The organism is Thiocapsa sp. C2-2m, from assembly GCF_041903745.1.
Classification (GTDB): Bacteria; Pseudomonadota; Gammaproteobacteria; order Chromatiales; family Chromatiaceae; genus Thiocapsa; species Thiocapsa roseilacustris.
The window spans coordinates 1-19,068 of record NZ_JBBWVD010000015.1; the positions used below are offsets into that span (position 1 = coordinate 1).

At 58.8% G+C, this 19,068-nt stretch carries 9 protein-coding genes; 8 read left to right on the forward strand and 1 reads right to left on the reverse strand.

Translation table 11 applies throughout. From position 1 onward, the window contains the following. Positions 1-1,497: Calx-beta domain-containing protein (locus AADX97_RS12980; RefSeq protein ID WP_374239298.1), on the forward strand; the 1,497-nt coding region annotated here is incomplete at its 5' end. Positions 1,498-2,861: 1,364 nt separating this feature from the next. Continuing rightward, entirely contained in the window at positions 2,862-7,346 is a 4,485-nt protein-coding gene (locus AADX97_RS12985; protein ID WP_374239299.1) for a Calx-beta domain-containing protein, read from the forward strand. Between the two features lie 294 nt (positions 7,347-7,640). Here the strand turns inward: AADX97_RS12985 and AADX97_RS12990 are convergent, their stop codons facing one another. After that, positions 7,641-7,934, reverse strand: a complete 294-nt coding sequence (locus tag AADX97_RS12990; protein ID WP_374233736.1) for a hypothetical protein — start codon at positions 7,932-7,934, stop codon at positions 7,641-7,643. A 778-nt stretch (positions 7,935-8,712) separates the two neighbouring features. On the opposite strand from AADX97_RS12990, the gene AADX97_RS12995 reads away from it, so the two are divergent. From AADX97_RS12995 to AADX97_RS13020, 6 genes are all read left to right on the forward strand, one after another. Beyond that, positions 8,713-11,691 carry a hypothetical protein gene (locus tag AADX97_RS12995; RefSeq protein WP_374233738.1) on the forward strand — a complete coding sequence of 993 codons (2,979 nt, stop codon included), beginning with the start codon at positions 8,713-8,715 and terminating at the stop codon, positions 11,689-11,691. Positions 11,692-11,930: 239 nt separating this feature from the next. Further along, positions 11,931-14,171 (forward strand): sulfatase, encoded by a 2,241-nt coding sequence (locus tag AADX97_RS13000; protein WP_374233739.1) that lies wholly within the window; start codon positions 11,931-11,933, stop codon positions 14,169-14,171. Positions 14,172-14,586: 415 nt separating this feature from the next. Next, entirely contained in the window at positions 14,587-15,381 is a 795-nt protein-coding gene (locus tag AADX97_RS13005) for an SLBB domain-containing protein (protein ID WP_374233740.1), read from the forward strand. Between the two features lie 59 nt (positions 15,382-15,440). Next, positions 15,441-16,814: a GumC family protein gene (locus AADX97_RS13010; RefSeq protein WP_374233741.1), complete on the forward strand. Its 1,374-nt coding sequence runs from the start codon at positions 15,441-15,443 to the stop codon at positions 16,812-16,814. After that, on the forward strand, positions 16,814-17,878 hold the full coding sequence (locus AADX97_RS13015) for a polysaccharide biosynthesis tyrosine autokinase (RefSeq protein WP_374233742.1): 1,065 nt from the start codon (positions 16,814-16,816) through the stop codon (positions 17,876-17,878). The genes AADX97_RS13010 and AADX97_RS13015 overlap by 1 nt, the downstream gene beginning before the upstream one ends. 227 nt (positions 17,879-18,105) lie before the next feature. Continuing rightward, positions 18,106-18,963 (forward strand): sulfotransferase domain-containing protein, encoded by an 858-nt coding sequence (locus AADX97_RS13020; RefSeq protein WP_374233743.1) that lies wholly within the window; start codon positions 18,106-18,108, stop codon positions 18,961-18,963. Positions 18,964-19,068 lie beyond the last annotated feature (105 nt).

Here is a 19,068-nt window from a genome sequence, read left to right on the forward strand (position 1 = left end):
ATCGGGACCATCACCGACAACGACCCGATGCCGGGTCTGAGCGTGGCGGACGTCACGGTCTCCGAGGCTGACGGCGTGGCGCGGTTTGCGGTGAGTCTGTCCGCGCCGAGTGCGCTGCCGGTAACGCTGAGCTACGCGACGCTCGACGGCAGTGCCCTGGCGGGTGCGGACTATAGGGCGGTTGCGGGGAGTCTGAGCTTTGCCCCCGGCGAGACCGCGCGCACCGTCGAGGTGGCGGTGCTGGACGATCAGCTGCACGAGCCGACCGAGAGCTTCAGCCTGGTGCTGAGCGCGGCGAGCGGTGCCGCCTTGGTGCGCGACGCCGCTGTCGCGACAATCTTGGACGACGACGAGCCCGCGTCGATTGCGTGCGGCGAGCCGAGCTTTGCTCCCGGCAGCGAGGCGGGAATGTTCCTGTGGCAGGACTGCGCGACGTTGCAGTGGCATGCGCGGGTTGCGGCAGGCGGCAGCACGACAGTGATGCAGTTCACCGGGTCCGTGGTGTCGAGCGAGCCGTTCCTCGGTGCGGAGGGTGTCCTGCTTGAGCTACCGTGGGATGTGGTGGACACCAGCGATCTGTCCCGCATGACCTACCGGCTGGACGTGCTAGGTGCCGGTCTCGATGGCTTGACCTTCTCCTTTGCTCCGAGCGCACGGGTGTGCTTCAGTCTGGATGGACCGGCGGGTGCACAAACCTACCTCGGCGCAGCCAAGGTCCTGATGCCGGCATCGTTCGACCTGACGGATTTTGGTGCCTGCAAGACGGCAGCTGCGGTCGAGCTGTCCTTTGCCGACGTCACGGTCAACGAAGCGGACGGCTTGGTACAGTTCCCGGTAACTTTATCCACAGCAAGCCTCTCCGAGGTGACCGTGAGTTACTCCACGGCCGACGGCAGTGCACTGGCCGGATCGGACTACGTGGCGGTTTCGGGGATCCTGGTCTTCGCGCCGGGTGAGACACTGAAGTTCGTAGAAGTGCCGGTGATCGACGACCATGTTCTTGAGGATACCGAGAGCTTCGCGTTGGTGCTCAGCGTGGCGAACGGTGCCGCCTTGGTGCGAGACAGCGCCGTCGGGACGATCCTGGACGACGACATGGCATGCGGGACGCCGAGCTTTGCTCCCGGGAGCGAGGCGGGAGTGTTCCTGTGGCAGGATTGCGCGACCAAGCAGTGGCATGCGCGGGTTGCGGCGGGTGGCAGCGCGACAGTGATGCAGTTCACCGGGTCCGTGGTGTCGAGCGAGCCGTTCCTCGGCGCGGAGGGTGTCCTGCTTGAGCTACCGTGGGATGTGGTGGACACCAGCGATCCGTCCCGCATGACCTACCGGCTGGACGTGCTAGGTGCCGGTCTCGATGGCTTGACCTTCTCCTTTGCTCCGAGCGCACAGGTGTGCTTCAGTCTGGATGGACCGGCGGGTGCACAAACCTACCTCGGCGCAGCCAAGGTCCCGATGCCGGCATCGTTCGACCTGACTACGCTGCAAAGCTGCAATTGAGACGTCGACCTGTTTGGCGATGCCGGTAACTTGGAACGGACTGACAGCTTGCACGTAACAGGGGAACGCAATTAAGGCCGCGCTTGCGCGGCCTTTTGTATGCAATGCCGCGCCGGAGTGCTCCAGATGTCAAGCAGACGCAGCCGGCGTCACAGTGCGATCGTATCTAACTTGTGGGGTTCATTGGTTCCGGTGGCCGGGAGGCGATCAAAATGGCTTCTTGATTGGACGCGTCGGCGGGACGGAGCCAACTGCAGCGCGGTTGTCGCCTTCGACGGCAAGACTGGGTGCCTTTCGTGTGATCTGGGCCGCGGAAACCAGGCGCGTCACATGGTTGGCGCATCGGGCTACTCAAAACGAAATGCGCCTTCTTGCGCAAATCAGTTCCAACCTATCGATAATGATTGGATTTGCTGCGAGGCAAGCGGATGCGTGGTAGCGACGATCATGCCACTCGTCGGCTTGGGGTTGGCTATGCACATTCTTTGCCTAATACTTCCCGCTAAGGTTTTTGATCGAGTCACTCGGCCTGCGACGCTCCGCTGGGCGTCGGTGCCTTTCCGGCTGGCCTTGGGCGCACTCGCGGACCACCAATCCGATCGGGTCGGCCTTCGCGACGGGGCGTCATTGCAGTTTGCGGACAAAGACCGCTGCTAGCGCAACAGCTTCCTCGTCTCGGTGTCCAAGTTCGCCGTGGAGGGCACTCCCCAGCGATGGTCGGCATGTTATTTGCTTCGAGAATGGGGCAGCCTGAGTCTGGGTGGTGGATAGAGTATAAGCGCCTATCATGAAGACGATGGCGGGAATCTTGCTTTCGAATGAGCGACCACTGTAGGTCGGCTACGCTTGGCTGAGATCTTGAGAACTGGTCGGTGCTGTGTTAGTTCCAGCTAGTTCCAGCCCCAGCTCGCCCGGTATTGACACTTTAGGCAACCCTTGGCGCATTGCGGACAAATCTGGTCGGGCCTTACCGAGTCACGAGGAACAGCTTGTTCCGGAGAAAACTAGGTTCGCATGCTGGTGGCCGTCGACGTTGCAGGATACGCGTTGCGATAGGAGGGAGGCTGTCCGACTTGTCCGCGTTGGGTTTGAAAATCGCCGAAAACCGGTCCTAAAATGATCCAAACCGGTGCGCTACGCGAATTTCAGCGACTCTCACCCGTTTGAGACACTGAATTTCGCGTGAGAGTAATCGGCAAGCCGAAATCGGACAGCCTCCTAGTGAAATGTTTTTCGTGGACAAGTATATTTTCCCGGCTGCCGGCCTTGTTCCAAGGCGACCGCCGGGCGGATTTGACGCACGCTTAACCGTATAACTCATAACGGTAGAACGAGATATGAACGCGAGAACCGCGATTCCGACGATGCTTGTTGCATCTTTGCTCCTGATTCCAGCGGTCGGTAGTTCGGACATTCGGTTCGAAGATGCCACGGATATCCTTGGTCCCTTCGGACAGGGCGAGTCATGGGGTGCTTCGTGGGGAGATCTCGACGCCGATGGATGGCCCGACCTTTTCCTGAACAACCACCGGCTGCGTGCGGCGCTTTACCGCAACGAGGGACCGAACGGTTTCCGTGACGTGACCATACAAGCCGATCGGTCCAATACATGGATCTTGACACCCTGGAACGACCAGCATGGTGCGGTTTGGGGCGACTATAACAACGACGGGCTCCAGGATCTCTTGGTCTCGACCGGGCGGGTGTACGACGAGCAGCTTTTCGAGAACGTCGGCGGCGCATTCGTTGATCGAACCGCATGGTCCGGCATCAATGGAATCGGCGTAGGCGACGGGCGGCATGGAACCTGGCTGGACATCAACGACGATGGTTTGTTGGACCTGATATCGGTGAACTTCAGTGACAATTTGTTTTGGGAGCGCCAAGCTTCGGGGTCGACAGGATTCGTCAGAGCTAACGCTGCTTATGGTGTCGATTATGTCTGCTTGTTCGGTAATCATGCGGTGCAGCTCCTAGACGCCACGGGCGATGGGCGGTTTGAAGTTCTGTGCGTGAACGACGCTACCTTCCCGAGTGCGCTGCTCGATACGGCAACAGTTCCCTTTACCAATCTAAAAGCCATGTTGCCTCCGCAGCCACTGGTCAATGACGTTGCGCTCGGCGACTTCAATGGAAACCTGCGAACCGATATCTTGGTGTTGCGAGGAGGCCTGAGGCCTAATGAGGCGCTTCAGGTCGGGCCGAATGCCATCGAAGCCTACAACCAGGTCGGTGAAAACTCGGGCTCGAAAGGATTTCGCTTTCGGACTGACGGTGTGGTCACCTTCGACGTCGCGACCATCCAGTTCTGGGAGGGTTACGTATTTATTGGTGCGAATGGTTGGAACCCGCCGAACGTTAAAGACCTGTCATTTGTGCTTGATGCTGCGGATCCTCAAACGTGGGGTATTCAGCAACATGACCCAAGTCTAACGACGCGGGGAATCTACGTCGGGTTCGATCCGGCTTCGCAGACCTGGGATGTGCAGGTGCATTCAGATGATGGCGGCCGGCGGTCCTACTTTCTCGTAACCAGCACGCAGCCGATCTCTCAGGTCGAGAGCACCGGGTTGAACGGTCATGATCTTCCCTGGACACCCCAGTTGTTCCGGAACACGGAGTCGGGATTCGAAGAGGGCACCTTTGCTTCGGGGCTTGGAGTCCCCTTGAGCTGTGCCAGCGTCGTCACAGGCGATTTCGACAATGACGGAGACTTGGACCTCTATTTCGTGTGCCGCGGCGGCGCCCAGAACCTACCGAACCGTCTATTCGAGAACCAGGGTGACGGTACCTTCGCCGAGGTCGACGTGACCGGCGCGGTCGGGGCTGTCGGTTTCAATGTCGCGGATGGTGCGGGTACAGGCGACAGCGTGGCCGTCGCGGATGTGGATCTGGACGGTTATCTCGATCTCTTCGTGACAAACGGCCTGAATATGGATCCTCTCGACTATGGAGGACCCAACCAGCTTTTCCGGAACCTCGGGGGCTCGAATAAGTGGATTATGCTTGATCTGGTCGGTGTTCAGTCCAATCGCGATGCGGTCGGGGCCAAGGTATTCGCGACTGCAGGAGGGAAAGCGCAGTTGCGGGAGCAGGCCGGTGGGACCCATCGGTGGTCCCAGAATCATCAGAGAATCCATTTCGGGGTTGCTCAGAGTTCGACGGTCGACTTGCGGATCGAGTGGCCGAGCGGCCAGATCGACGAGTATTCCGGCTTATCGGTGAACGAGCTCTATCGCGTAACTGAAGGACTTGCAATCGATGTCGTCGACCGAGTTCCGCCACCCGACCGGCCTGGGCCGCAGCCGGGAGACGAGTGCGGTGCCCCGATTTACGATCTGTACCGCGATCCGGGTGTTTTCGTCTGGAAGGAGTGCGATACCGGGCACTGGCGTGTGCGTGTCAGCGGTGGCGGAATCCCGGAGACAGTCCAGTATAACGGATACATATCGGCAACCCGTTCGTTTCCGAGCCTGACGCCTGTCGGGCTGGAAGGCCTCGACCAGGTTGTCGCGACGAATACCAACAGGATTGACTATCGACTTTACGTCGCCTCAGCGGGGGATGACGGGTTCGATTTCGATCTCCCTCCGGATGGGCGCGCTTGTTTCAGTCTCGACGAGCCGCCCCGGGGCTCGATCTACGTCGGTGCGCGTCGGCAGCAGGTGAGTAGCCCCTTCGATTTGGAGACTCTAGGACCTTGTCCGATTTTGTCGGCATTGTCTGCCGATGACGTTGCTGTCAACGAAGCGGATGGAACGGCGGAGTTTGTCGTCACCTTGTCTTCACCGAGTGCCGCGCCGGTGACGGTGAGTTACGCGACGGCGGACGGGACGGCGACGGCGGGCGAGGACTACGAGTCGACCTCCGGTGTGTTGACGTTTGCGCCCGGGGAGACCGTGCAGGTGGTGGAGGTAGCGGTGCTCGACGATACCGCGCCGGAGGCGACGGAGAGCTTCGATCTGGTGTTGAGCGAGGCGTCGGGTGCGACGATCGCTCGGGGAAGGGCGGTCGGAACGATCCTGGACGACGACACGCCGTTGTCGTGCGGTCAGCCGAGTTATGCGGCGGGAAGCGAGGCGGGTGTATTTTTGTGGCAGGACTGTGCGAACGCCCGATGGCACGCACGGGTGACGGCGGGCGGCAGCGGCGCAGCGATCACCTACAGGGGTGAGATCGTCGCAAGCGAGCCCTTCACCCAAGCGCAGGGTGTGTTGCTTGAGTTGCCGTGGGACGTCGTGGACGTGACCGATCCGACGCGCCTCGGTTTCACCTTGGGGGTGGCAGGCACCGGTCAGGACGGTCTTGCTTTTGCATTTCCCGCGGATGCCGATGTCTGTTTCGGGCTGGATGCACCGGCCGGGGCACAGGTGTACGTCGGGGTTGGCAAGACCGCGGTGGCAACGCCTTTTGACCTGACCACGCTGGGGGCATGCGTGCCTCCTCCGGTGATATCGATCTCCGATACGGCGCTCTCGGAAGCCGACGGACCGGCGAGCGTTGTTGTCACCCTGTCGGTGCCGCGCAGCGTGCCGGTGACGGTAAGTTACGCGACGGTGGACGGGACGGCGACGGCGGGCGAGGACTACGAGTCGACGTCCGGTGTGTTGACGTTTGTGCCCGGGGAGACCGTGCAGGTGGTGGAGGTGGCGGTAATCGACGATAACGCGCCGGAGCCGACGGAGACCTTCGGGGTGCTGTTGTCGAATGCCGTCGGTGCCGCATTGGGTCAAGCGACCGCAACGGTGAGCATCCTCGACGACGACGTACCCTTGCCGGAGTTGAGTGTCGGGGACGTGACCGCGAGCGAAGGAGACGGGGTGCTTGGGTTCGTGGTGAGTCTCTCGGCGGCAAGTGCAGTGCCGGTCACGGTAGGGTACGCGACGGTCGACGGTACGGCACTGGCCGGGAGTGATTACCTGCCGGTTGGTGAATCGGAGGGGCTGACCTTCCAGCCTGGAGAGACCACCAAGACGGTCAATGTGGAGTTGATCGACGACGACATACCCGAGCCGACCAAGACCCTTTACCTGGAATTGATCGCGCCGGATGTTGTGGTTTTGACGCGCGCACAGGGTACCGCCACGATCCTCGACGACGACGGAGCGCTGTTGGAGTTGAGCGTGTCCGACGTCACGGTGGGCGAGGATGCCGGGGTCGCGGGTTTCGCGGTGAGTCTATCGGGGGCGAGTGCCGCGCCGGTGACGGTGAGTTACGCGACGGCGGACGGGACGGCGACGGCGGGCGAGGACTACGAGTCGACCTCCGGTGTGTTGACGTTTGCGCCCGGGGAGACCGTGCAGGTGGTGGAGGTAGCGGTGTTCGACGATACCGCGCCGGAGGCGACGGAGAGCTTCGATCTGGTGTTGAGCGAGGCGTCGGGGGCGACGATCGCTCGGGGAAGGGCGGTCGGAACGATCCTGGACGACGACACGCCGTTGTCGTGCGGTCAGCCGAGTTATGCGGCGGGAAGCGAGGCGGGCGTATTTTTGTGGCAGGACTGTGCGAACGCCCGATGGCACGCATGGGTGACGGCGGGCGGCAGCGGCGCAGCGATCACCTACAGGGGTGAGATCGTCGCAAGCGAGCCCTTCACCCAAGCGCAGGGTGAGTTGCTTGAGTTGCCGTGGGACGTCGTGGACGTGACCGATCCGACGCGCATCGGTTTCACCTTGGGGGTGCGAGGCACCGGGCAGGACGGTCTTGCCTTTGCATTTCCCGCGGATGCCGATGTCTGTTTCGGGCTGGATGCACCGGCCGGGGCACAGGTGTACGTCGGGGTTGGCAAGACCGCGGTCGCAACGCCTTTTGATCTCAACACCTTGGGTTCGTGCGTCGCGTTGCCCTAGGTGCCGAATGCCTCGGTGGGGGGATCTCGATCGCGTAAGCGGACGGAGCCGTCGCGATCGCGGTAAGGTTTTCGTCGGCGAACGGCGAAGCCTTGACGCGGAGTTACGCGGCGGATGTTAGGAAAGGGACCTCCTACAATCCAGGAACCCAATGGTTCTTGAGCGCGTTGAAGGGATTCACCGCGTCAGCGCGATCGCGATAGAGCTGTGCCACACTCAGAATCTCATGGGGCAACGAGGTCACAAGCAGGGCGTAAGCCTAGACGACGGTCTCCTCGGTAAGCGCGGGCATGCTCAGGCGCAGTTGCTCGGGATCGCCCTGATGGCGGTGCCGAGAACGTCGCGCGTGATCGGGGTGTTCGGGCGTGTCAGCCGCAGCGGGCAGCTCTCGACCCATGCCTCGAAGCGCCCGCTTGGGCGGAGAAAGTCGGTGAAGAACGGCAGCTGCCCCAGCGGGGTGACCGCCGCCTGCGCATCCCACTCCACATGGACGCGGCCGCCAAAGGTGTCCACCCGCAACCGGGCCGGCATGCCCAGCAAGGCGGTGGTTTCGGGTTCGCCCTGTGGGTGATGGATCGGCTTGGTCATAGTGACCTCCTTACGGCGATAGTTCAGCCGCTTGGATCACTCGAGGCAAGGTGTTACCGCGATTTTTAGGTTCACTCAATACCAACCTATGCCTGCTCTTGGTGCAATGCGATATCCGATGCACCATAATCGATACCGGCACCGGATCGGATCAGCCGACTCGGACTCCGGGACCTCGGTCGATCTATCCCGGTTAGGCGCTTTCTCCATGAACCCTGATACGGAGAAAGTGGCTTGCTTCTTGCCTCTTACTTTTGTCAATAATGTCATGAAACGAAAATCAACCTTATCGTAGAACCTGGGATAATCTACCTTGAAATAACGACACCCCGCTTAAGACCGGGGCGTCGTACGCAAGTCAAAAGTTCCCGGGCTCGCTAAAACGGCCGGCGAGGAAGCGGAAACAATTTTTCAGCAGGTACAGACTTATGCTTCTCGATTCAGTCATCGATCTAAACCGCGTCCAGAGCGACATGCGTCGTTTTTATTGTTCGCTTAGCTTCGGAAATCTCCTTGATCCCAGTGAGACGCGGCTTAGAATTTAAGTTTTTGATGCTTTAAACCGCGCCGGCTCCGACAGTCGTCGGAGCCGGCGCGGCCAAGCCATCCAACACATGACGCATACCGCACCTGGCGCGGTTTAACGCTACTTTCCACGAGTTTATAGTTCTAGCTACGGCTCGTGCCGGGGGTCAGCACGCCCCTGTTGTCGGCTAAGCCAAATCGGCTACGTTGGCATTGGAAAGGCGAATTTGTACATCTGCCTGGGGATCTCATCATGCCATTTAGAAGCCTTTACCTTTTGCTCGTCTTCTTTGCCTCCGCCACCCCATTTTACAACGTGACTGCAGTCGGCCTCCCGGCCTACTTGGAAGACGCAGACACAGATTTTACCCGCTCGACTCTAGAACCTCTTGGACGCCATCTATTTCCACGTGTAGCGATCAGCGAGACCAAAGCTCTACCAGATAGCGCCGAAGCGATATCAAAATGGAATGCAGTGTTGGTCAGCGCACCTCAAATGCACGATGTTTTGAAGTCAGCTCAAAGAATTAACCCAGATTTGCTTATTTTTAGAAAATTTAATGCGGGAGGTTATGTCGGGTTCAAGGAGAAAAGTAGTTGTGCCGATCCATATGGCGTTCCATTCGGATGGACGGCATTGGCAACAGCGGATTGCGGATTCTATGCGGGGCATTGGCTGTACTATGCGGGCACGCTACTGAACGAGTCCATAGCTACCGATTCGAGAACCTTCTCAGTCGCTGATGGTAGCCGGATTACCGCCGGACGGTATGTCGTTATATACGATCATCCGGCCGGATCTTTTCGGAATGCCGAACATGCACTGGTCAGCGGCGTTAGCGGCAATCGGGTGACGCTGGCGGGCCGGGGTTTTAAATCGATCCCGCGGGCCCACCCTGCAGGGTCGATCATTGCCGAACATCCGGTTGCCGGAAATGTGGACGGCGAAACAGAAACCCTGCACTGGATGTACAACATGAGTTCTGTGGCACCGCAAGATTCAAATGGTCGAAGAATTTATGAGGTTATGGCTAGTTGGTTGGGTTCAAATGTGCAACGCGACAAGACCGGCAAACTTTCCGATCTGCGGATAGACGGCGTTATATTCGATACAGACTTCTGGTCTGTAGCATGGCGTAATCGAATCGACGTCAATAACGACCTGATTCCAGATGGTGGCTGGGACAGCACGACCGGTACGAACCTGTGGGGCGAAGGAAGCGAGGAATTCTATCGGCGGGTTCGTGTTGCCCTTCCAGATCTCATAGTATCCGGCGGAACGCGAGGCGTACGCGGCTTCAGCTCCCTAAATGGGACCCAACTGGAGGGCTGGCCGGTGAGTACAGCATATATTGCACCCAACCCAGCATACATTACATTCGACGGCTGGCTCGCGGAATATACCCTTCAGTTGCGAGAAGGGCGCCGTGACACCCCGGCGTATACAGAGAATCTGAGCAAGACTCCGACGCGTCTCTACCCGCGCGGCACCGTCCCTGCGCCGCCGAATAACGCGCCTTTTCGTTTCGCATTCGCTACGACCCTATTGGACAATGGATACTACGCGCAGGAACCTCGGCAGGATACTCTCGATCCTTGGTGGGACGAGTTTGCCGTCGACGTTGCCGCAGGTTCTCCGACGTACGGCGTAGCAGTGGCGAGGAATCCTCTTGACGAGACTGCGGCTCGTATTCACGGGGGATGGCTTGGGATGCCGCTGGGTCCCCGCCAGCGTGTAGTTGATGCCCGGAGGTTCACTCCGGACCGCTCTCTTATTTCGAGCGGCGGTCTTGACGACCCAGACAGTTTGTCAGCTTGGAGGGCAAATAACGTAAGTCTTAGTGTGGACTTCAACGAAGCGATGGCGGGAGCTGGCTCGATACGGGTTTCAAACCACATCGATTACGTAAATGAGCCATTTCGAGCGTCGGCTCAAACACCGTTGGTTCAGCTACAGGCCGGCGTTCGCTACACGCTTGCATTTTCAGCGCGTGCGCAAACGCTTCGCTCTATCATGGTGGCAACCGGCGGTGCTCAGAACGAGTTCTTGATCCCGGATCGTTGGGTTCGCCGAGTTATGACATTTACTGCACCTTCCTCCGGGCCATCGCGCATCAACTTCAACGTAGGGCGAGAAAATATACCCATTTGGCTGGACGAGATCTACCTCTTCGAGGGAGATGCAAACGTGTTTAGGCGCGACTTCGACAATGGCCTCGTGGTGGTGAATGCGACGCCGGAACCGATATCGGTAGCTCTAGGCAGCCGCTATCATCGGATCGCCGGCACCGGGCAAGATCCTATAAATAACGGGGAAGAGCTTGATAAAGTTACGATTCCTCCGTACGATGGCGCTATCATGGTTCTTGACAAGAACGTTGCGGCAGTCCCGCCGTGCGGGGAGCCGAGTTACAACAGCGCGACGGATACCGAACTCTTCCTCTGGCAGGACTGCGCGGATTCACAGCAATGGCGAGTCCGCTTCACGGCGGGGGGGCAGCCCGTTTCCTTCAGGGGCAGTGTCACGTCCGATGCTCCCTTTCTCAGCTTGGCAGGCGTCTCGCAGGAACCATCCGATACCCTGATGCCCGACCCCTTCTCGACTGCAACGAACGGCCCGATCTCCTACGTGCAAAACGTGGGCAGCACTGGCTTCGACGGATTCGACTTCCGGGTGGGACCGAACGCCGATACATGCTTTGCGGCGGCGGCTCCCGCCGACCGCCCGGTGTTGTTGGGTGCCGATCGGGTGGCGGTGACGTCGCCGATCAGCCTGCGGACCTTTGGTGCCTGTACGCCCTGGGACGTTGCGGCAGTCCCGCCGTGCGGGGAGCCGAGTTACGACAGCGCGACGGATACCGGACTCTTCCTCTGGCAGGACTGCGCGGATCCACAGCAATGGCGAGTCCGCTTCACGGCGGGGAGACAGCCCGTTTCCTTCAGTGGCAGTGTCACGTCCGATGCTCCCTTTCTCAGCTTGGCAGGCGTCTCGCAGGAACCATCCGATACCCTGATGCCCGACCCCTTCTCGACTGCAACGAACGGCCCGATCTCCTATGAGCAAAACGTTGGCGGCACTGGCTTCGACGGATTCGACTTCCGGGTGGGACCGAACGCCGATACATGCTTTGCGGCGGCGGCTCCTGCCGACCGCCCGGTGCTGTTGGGTGCCGATCGGGTGGCGGTGACGTCGCCGATCAGCCTGCGGACCTTTGGTGCCTGTAGGCCCTGATCCGTCGCGCCGCGGCCGAGGAGGCGACCATGTCTCACAACCGGTGGTTGTCAAGGTAGTTGTCGCTTCAACCCACACACCACGCACAAGAAGGAGCTGGACTCTTTACTCACGCTGAAATTCCAGACATTCAAGAAATGCGAGCTTGTGCCTATATGAGGTGTAGCTTGCGCCTATATGAGGTACAAATTATGTTTCAAACGCAGACAAGCCGATACGCCTGGTTTCGAAAGGTAGCCGTGTTCGCTTCGCTGATGACGGCCCTTCCTGCCTTAGCGGAAACCGGCCGACTGAACGTGCTCATGATCATGGTCGATGACCTTCGTCCAGAGCTCGGCGCCTACGGAGTCGGACATATTGAGACGCCCAACATCGACGTGCTGGCGAATGAAGGGATTCGGTTTACACGAGCCTACACCCAGATGGCGACCTGCGCGCCATCGAGGACATCGCTGCTAACAGGCCTTCGACCGGATACGACGCGCGTGACGGATCTGAATACCAGTTTCCGCACCACGATCCCGGGCGTGGTAACCCTGCCGCAGTGGTTCAAACAGCAAGGGTACGCAACCCAAGGCATCTGCAAGGTGTATCACGGTTCTGAGCCGAATGATAGCCTGTCCTGGTCCGTTCCCTACAAAGATGGCTTTGGACCGCCTGCCCCTGTGGGCTCCGACGGAAAGATGCTGGCTTTTGCCGCCATCGATAGTCCGGATTCCCATTTCGGCGACTATAAGTGTGCGAGCCATGCGATCCAGTCCATCAGGGATTTTCGCGATCGCCCATTCTTCATCGCGGTTGGCTTTCGCAAACCACACCTACCCTTTTTGGCTCCGTCGCGATTCTTTTCCATGTACGATGCACAATCGATTCCGGAGGCGGAAAACCCTTTTCCCGCATGGCATGCGCCGAGTATCGCCTTTGGGAATCTCGCCGAGCTTCGAACCTACAGTCAAATCCCTGCGACCGGGCCACTCGATGAAGCGCTGGGGCGGGAGCTCAAACGTGGCTACTATGCGGCGGCGAGTTTCGTGGACGCCCAGATTGGTCGAATATTAGCCGAATTGGACGTAACGGGTTTGAGCAACAACACGCTGGTAGTGCTACTCGGTGACCATGGCTTTCACCTGGGTGAGCAAGCCGACTGGGGAAAACATACGAATTTCGAGATTGGAACGCGGGTTCCGCTGATTCTTAGAGGGCCGAATGTAGCGGAGAACGTCGCATCAAGCGCCATTGTGGAGCTCGTCGACCTCTATCCGACGGTCGTACAACTTGCCGGTTTGCCCATCCCGACTGCACAAGAGCATGGAGGGTTTCCACTCGAGGGCAATACGCTCGTGCCTCTGATTGAAGATCCGGCGACCTCGTCTCGCCGAGGGGCTTTCAGTCAGTGGAATCGCGGCGGCTACGTCGGCCGCTCGATCCGGACCGGACGTTATCGCTATACGGAGTGGAGGAAGACAGGCAGCACGTTTACTGAGCTGTATGATCATTCCGCCGACCCACTGGAGACGGTAAACGTTGCGTCCGATTTGCGTTACGCCGAGGTCCTGCCTATCCTCAGGTCGGCACTGGCCGCGGGAGGAGGCATCGATCTACCTCCCGATTTGCTTGACGAGGACGTTGCGGCAGTCCCGCCCTGCGGGGAGCCGAGTTACAACAGCGCGACGGATACCGAACTCTTCCTCTGGCAGGACTGCGCGGATCCACAGCAATGGCGAGTCCGCTTCACGGCGGGGGGGCAGCCCGTTTCCTTCAGGGGCAGTGTCACGTCCGATGCTCCCTTTCTCAGCTTGGCAGGCGTCTCGCAGGAACCATCCGATACCCTGATGCCCGACCCCTTCTCGACTGCAACGAACGGCTCGATCTCCTACGTGCAAAACGTGGGCAGCACTGGCTTCGACGGATTCGACTTCCGGGTGGGACCGAACGCCGATACATGCTTTGCGGCGGCGGCTCCCGCCGACCGCCCGGTGTTGTTGGGTGCCGATCGGGTGGCGGTGACGTCGCCGATCAGCCTGCGGACCTTTGGTGCCTGTACGCCCTGGGACGTTGCGGCAGTCCCGCCGTGCGGGGAGCCGAGTTACGACAGCGCGACGGATACCGGACTTTTCCTCTGGCAGGACTGCGCGGATCCACAGCAATGGCGAGTACGCTTCACGGCGGGGAGACAGCCCGTTTCCTTCAATGGCAGTGTCACGTCCGATGCTCCCTTTCTCAGCTTGGCAGGCGTCTCGCAGGAACCATCCGATACCCTGATGCCCGGCCCCTTCTCGACTGCAACGAACGGCCCGATCTCCTACGAGCAAAACGTTGGCGGCACTGGCTTCGACGGATTCGACTTCCGGGTGGGACCGAACGCCGATACATGCTTTGCGGCGGCGGCTCCTGCCGACCGCCCGGTGCTGTTGGGTGCCGATCGGGTGGCGGTGACGTCGCCGATCAGCCTGCGGACCTTTGGTGCCTGTAGGCCCTGATCCGTCGCGCCGCGGCCGAGGAGGCGACCATGTCTTAACAAAACAACCGGCTACCCGTCCCCCGCTCGCAGCCCCGGCGCGCAGCGGAGGCAAACTCAGAATTGCTGTCCCGTGCCCTAACCCTGGAGCAGCAAAAGCGTTATGTGATATCCTTAAATGGCGACATCTCAGTTGCGGATGCGGCGTTGGGGTATGGATATCACTCGGTCTACCGAAATAGCACGAGGCACATCGATAGCGCAGAAGGCCGGATTTAGACCCGCGCGCCTGGTGGATTCGGGTTTTATCCCAAGGCGTCTCCGCGAAAACAGGTTCCGACATAATCGCGATCTTGGCAAGTCTATCCGGTCGACAATGCCCAGTAGGGCAAGGCTAGCCTGATGTTGTCTGGGGTCGAAAGAAGGAAGTTGCTTAAATGATCGGAAAATCCATCGCGTTGATGTTGTTAGTCGTTGCGGTCCTTGCGGCGATGATAGTGAATGCCGCCGAGGACTACAAGGTGGTCCCAGGGGACATGATACGCATTGTCGTTTTCGGCCATCAGGACCTTGATTCATTGTCGCGGGTAGGGGAGCTTGGCGGCATTACCTTCAATCCGATCGGACAGGTGAAAGTAGCTGGCTTGACGGAGCGCGACATCGAACGACTCCTCGCAGGGCGACTCGAATCACTTGACATCGTTAAATCGGCACAGGTGAAAGTCTTCGTTGAGGAATTCAACCGCCCATTGCTCCCAGTCCTCGGCAAGGTTTCCAGGCCCGGAGAGTATCCAATTGACGCAGGTAGCACGGTAGTCCAAATGATCGCAAGGGCTGGAGGGCTCGACGCCGATGCCGGGGACGTGGCGATCTTGACGCGTCCGAGCGGAGGTGGGGATACGGTTACCTCTACGGTCGAGTTGATCCGAATACTCGAAGCTGGTCGCGATCTTCAGGATGTCGAAGTCAGATCGGGGGATCGCATTTATGTACCACCTGCGCCGGTCGTGTACGTTTATGGCGAGGTCAACCGGCCAGGTGCTTATCGACTCAAGAGCGGTATGCGCGTGATGCAAGCAATCTCTCTTGCCGGTGGAGTATCTTCCCGGGGTACAACGCGGGGGCTGACTGTAACCCGAGACGTTTCAGGCAGTGCGACGAGCGTCGGGGTAGGTCTCGAAGACGAGCTACAAGCCGACGACGTGTTACAGGTCAAGGAAAGCTGGTTCTAATGAAAGACACGTGCACGCTAGTCTTTCGGTCGGCCGTGATGGGATGAGACGAGGTGTCAATGGGTGTAGAGCACATCTTCGCAGTACTGGCCCGTCGATGGTGGCTGATTGCAGCAATTCCTGCCGTCGCGATGATAATCGCTGGATTCTTGACTCTCGGTGAGCCTTCGAAGTACGCAGCCAATGCGACGATCCTTATCGATATTCGTGGCCCGCTCGAAATCGGTTCGGATGGTACACTCATGCCGCCCGGTGTTGCGGATACCTATTTATCGACACAACTAAGCGTGATCGCGAGCCATCCTGTTGCCGCGGAGACCGTTCGGCGCCTATCGCTCGATAGTTCATCAAACTGGACTGAAGCATACCGGGTCGCCTCAGATGGCGAGACCAGTTTTGTGGATTGGGCTGCGAGCATTCTTCTCGCCAATCTGTCCGTGAGTCCGCAGAAGGGGACGCGTCTGATCGACATTTGGTACTCGGGCGGCGACCCTGCGTTTGTCGCTTCGGTGGCGAACGCATTCGCCGAGTCATATCAATATATTACGCGCGGGCTTTTGACTGGTCCAGCGTTGGAGACGCGGGAGTCGCTGTCCACTCAGCTTGAATCTCTGCGCAGCGAGCTTGAAAAGGCGCAAGCGAATTTGAGCAGCTTCCAGCAGAAGACCGGAATCTTTGCGACCGATGAGCGATGGGATATCGAGACGACCCGTTTGAACGAACTCAGTACTCAGCTTCTTGAGGCGGAATCAGCGGCCCGAGTCGCCGAGATCAAGATGTCTATTATGGATCAGGTTCTTGCTGAAGATGGGACCGCAGACAGTCTTCCTGAGGTTCTCTCGAGTCCGACGATTCAATCCCTAAAACAATCACTGGAGTCGAAGGAAACGGAACTGGCACAGGTGTCTGCTCAGTTGGGATCGCGGCATCCGACGCGAAATGCAGTGGAGGTTCAGGCCCGGAGTTTACGAACGGCTTTGGCTAACGAGACGCGAATGATCGCCGAAGGTTTGCGTGCGGAGTTCGCAATTGCTGAGCGTAATTTAGAAGCTGCTCAGCTTGCGGAATCGGAGCAGCGCAATAGAGTAGATCGGTTGCGCCTCGAGCGCGACGCCCTTCCGGCGCTCCTTCAGCAGGTTGCAACCGCTTCGGCAAACTACAATCGTGCGCTTGAGGCGTCTGGGCAGTACGAGATGCAGATCAGTATCAGCCCGACGGATGTCGTGATTTTTAACCGGGCAAGGCATCCAATAGAACCGATTGGTCCCAGTCTCAAGAGGAACTTGTTCTTGGCCCTCCTACTCGGTGGCGTTTTTGGGATAGCGGTAGCTTTCTTCTGGGAGTATTTGAATCCTCGCATCCTGACATCTTCCGAGTTGCGGCAGTTCACGAACTTCCCCGATCCCCAAGAAATCCCTAGGGCAACGACATAATGTCCAGAGATGCCGATTCCAGGTATGGGGAGCCCGAAAGCGAGGGAGCCGATGATGCGAAATATCCTCGGGCCAACACGATCGAACGTTTCGTTCGGGCCAAAGGGACAACGGAGTCTGGTCTTTATGGGAAGATCGTCTCCGAGTCGGGTGCGGAGGTACATAACCGGGTCACGTCTGCGGCAGATTTTGGAGAGCGTGGCCCGTCAAGTCAGGCGGGAGTCGCAGCGCCCGTTGGCGTATCGCGCCGTGGCTTAAGGGATATCATAATCAAGCAGGCTGGTTTGACTCCGGATCAAGTATCCTTGATCGAAGGGTCTTTGACGCGGTACGGGGGCGACTTCGGCGAAACCGCAGTACAAGTCGGTTTAATATCCCAAAGGCAGCGTTCCGACGCGCTCTGCGAGGTGTTCGGAGCAACACGGATCTCTCCAGGGGATGAGACACTCAGCCGATTATTAGATATCGCCCATCGGCCAGAAAGCAACTATGCGGAGTCGATTCGTACCCTACGGAGCAAAGTTCTATCCGCGCAAGGAGCCGACACGATCCTCTTGGCGGTTGTCAGTCCGGATCGCCTTGATGGGCGGACGAGAGTGACTGCTAATCTTGCGGTCGCCTTTGCACAAACCGGAAGGCGCACATTGTTAATCGATGCGGATCTTCGGAGCCCGGCGATCGCTACTTATTTTGGACTGTCTGAGGTTTCGGGCTTGAGCTTGATCTTGTCGGGGATTGCGACAGACGACGCCGCTCATCGGATTCCTTACTTTCCCTCATTGACTGTCATTCCCTGTGGACCGACACCTCCGAATCCCCAGGAACTCTTAAGCGGCCCCGGATTGCGTCAGTTGCTCAATGCGGCGAAGCCGAAGTATGAAGTTATCCTGCTGGATACCCCCCCTGCTGCACGGTCGTCAGACTGGGAACTCGTAGCCGATGCTGTCGGTAGAGTGGTCGTGGTGACAAGACTGGGTGCAACCCACCGGGGTGGAGTGAGCGACCTGTCGCGACGTCTCGAATCACTTAACGTCTCTGTCGATGCGTGCCTCGTGATTCGATAGACATCCGAGGCAGGCTTTTCCAAGCCAAGTAAGCCAAGTCCGATTATCTTTCCCCGTAGATCAGTCGAGCAAAAAGAACCGCTGGGCTTGCCTACATCTCCTTAGAGCGGATCGAAGGGTCCTGACCCCCCTTGAGGCGCTTGCTCGGTTCAGATGTCGATATTACACCGTAAAGCCGTCAAAGCTTGTTCTTACCCTGCGAGGCACTGTGCCCAGGAGCATTATCAATGCCCGAGTTTTTTGTTGGCATCGGCGCGCAGAAATGCGCTTCGACCTGGCTTTATCAGATCTTATCTGACCACCCCGAAGTGTCGCTGAGCGCGACGAAGGAACTTGATTTCTTCTCACATTGGTATAACCGCGGCTACCAGTGGTACGAGCGTCACTGGACACTGACCCCATCAGTTCTTGCGTTTGGTGAAGTGTCTCCGTCCTACTTCTGCGAGCCTGGAGTGCCAGAGCGCATAAAGAGCTACAATCCGAAGGCTCGCATCCTGCTTTCGTTGCGTGATCCGGTCGATCGAGCGATATCCAATCATTTGCATGAGATTCGTGTTGGGCATTTGAAGGGGCCTGATCTGTCCTTCGAGTTCGGGCTGCGGAATAACCCGATGTATCTTGAGCAGAGTCGGTATGGTTATCATCTATCGCGATGGATTAGAGCATTTCCTATCGAACAAATCCTGATCCTGTTTATGGACGATATCGAGACCGACCCGAGAGAGGTCGAGACACGCGTTCAACAGTTTCTTGGAATCGCGACAGGGCATCGATCTGCCGCGCTCGCTGACCGCTCAAACGTCGGGCGTCTGTACAGGTTCCATCGGATCAACCAGGCGCGTAAAGCAGTCCGACGGATAGTGAAACGACTGGGTTTGGATCCTGTCTGGAAGCAAGCTCAGGCCGCTGGGCTTCAGAAGATCTATCGCCGGTTGAACTGGCGTCCAACTACCGAGGTCATGGCGCCGGTATCCTGCGAGACGAGGGATCGCCTGCGCGAGCAGCTGGTCGATGATATCCGCCTGCTGGAGAGCATTTCGGGAAGGTCATTGGAGAACTGGATCCTGGGCTCGGCCAAATCTTAAGGTTTGCCACAGAGGGCGCATAGGACCCGGTCGGTAGGCTGTTGTTGACACCGTTTTAGCCCTGCCGGTTCGGAGTGATGTCGGCGACTGTGCCAGACTCATTAG